Annotated in this window: 1 protein-coding gene; it reads left to right on the top strand. The window is 42.7% G+C overall.

Features of this window, described 5'->3' with window-relative positions; genetic code table 11:
- Window positions 1–316 precede the first annotated feature (316 nt).
- Window positions 317–1,600 (top strand): RNA-guided endonuclease IscB, encoded by a 1,284-nt coding sequence (iscB, locus tag F6K49_RS46315; protein ID WP_293109184.1) that lies wholly within the window; start codon window positions 317–319, stop codon window positions 1,598–1,600.
- Window positions 1,601–1,708: the final 108 nt, after the last annotated feature.

The raw sequence follows: 1,708 nt of genomic DNA, 5'->3' as shown, positions 1-1,708 counted from the left end.
TCCAGTGGCAAGATTCAGCGTCACCGTTGTCGAGCTAATTTTCTCAGTCAACAACTCACCGCTAAGTCCTTCAGACTATAGCGGGAGCTTGTAGAAAGCTCATAGTTGACCAGACTAAGCTCTAAGCGAGCTACGTTATCTAGCTCATGACACCTACAAATGCGTGCCAGTTTGTAGCAACTGTCGTACAGCTTTAAACAGGTGTAGCGAGTTAAGCCAGTGAGCTGTACCGAACAAAGCTAGATAACATTGTCGTTCGCGCAAGCGTGTGCTTTGCACAGGCAAACTTTACCCACATTGTGGAGTGTTCAAAGTAATGCGAGTTTTCGTTCTAGATCAAAATAAGAAACCACTGGATCCATGCCACCCGGCACGAGCAAGAGAGCTATTGAACATGGGAAGGGCTAAAGTATTTAAACGGTACCCATTTACAATTGTATTAAAAGACAGGATTTTCGAAAAATCTGTCACTCATTCACATCGTTTAAAGATAGACCCTGGTAGTAAAACAAGCGGGATGGCTATTGTTCAAGAAGAAACAGGACGTGTCACAAGCGCCTTAGAAATATCTCACAGGGGACAACAGATTAAGAATTCTCTAGACTCTCGCAGGGCATTAAGGAGAGGTAGACGCAACCGTAAGACTCGATATCGCAAACCTCGTTTTTTGAACAGAACTGGTAGACAAGGATGGTTACCCCCATCTCTTGAAAGCCGAATTAACAATATTGAGACTTGGGTGAAACGAATTAGAAAAGTCTGTCCGATTAGCGCTATTTCTCAAGAGTTAGTCAGGTTTGATTTGCAGCAAATGCCAAACCCTGAAATTAGCGAGGTTGAATATCAACGCGGTGAGTTATTCGGCTTTGAGGTCAAGGAATACTTGCTTGCCAAATGGGGAAGAAAATGTGTCTACTGCAACGCTGAAAACACCCCATTGGAAATAGAACACATTGTCCCCAAATCAAAAGGAGGTTCTAACAGAGTAAGCAATCTCACCTTAGCTTGTAGACCTTGTAATCAGAAAAAAGGTAACAAATATGTAGAAGATTTTTTAAGTAAAAAGCCTGAACTATTGAATAAAATTAAGGGGAAAACCAAGACTTCACTTAAAGACGCGACTGCGGTTAATACTACCCGATGGGAATTGTATAGAAGACTTCAAGAAACCGGGTTACCTGTAGAAGTAGGTTCTGGGGGACTGACCAAATTTAACCGTAAGGTCAGAATGATTGAAAAACACCATTGGACTGATGCTTCTTGTGTTGGTAAATCAACACCTGATCGGCTACTTATCAGGGGAATAAAACCGCTGTTAATAGCAGCTAAAGGACACGGAACTAGGCAGCGTTGTCGTCCTAACAAATATGGTTTTCCGAAAGCTCACGCTCCAAAAGCTAAGTTTTTTCAGGGGTTTCAAACAGGTGACATTGTTAAGGCTGATGTCATCAAAGGTAAGTTTGCTGGTCAATATGTCGGACGTATTGCAATTCGCTTTAGACCTAGCTTTACCCTTCAACTACCAACTCAAAAATTTGACGTACATCCCAAATACTTGAAAACTATTCACAAGGCTGACGGCTATGAATATCAATATTGAAAATAAGGATACCCTATCGGGTAGTTTACTAGAAGCGCGGCAATTCCCCTCCCGCTAACCCGTGCCGGGTATAACGGGAGTCCCCTTGCCGCATCTCAGATGGAGAGT

This window comes from Moorena sp. SIO3I6 (assembly GCF_010672095.1).
This window is presented reverse-complemented; position numbering and strand designations above follow the sequence as displayed.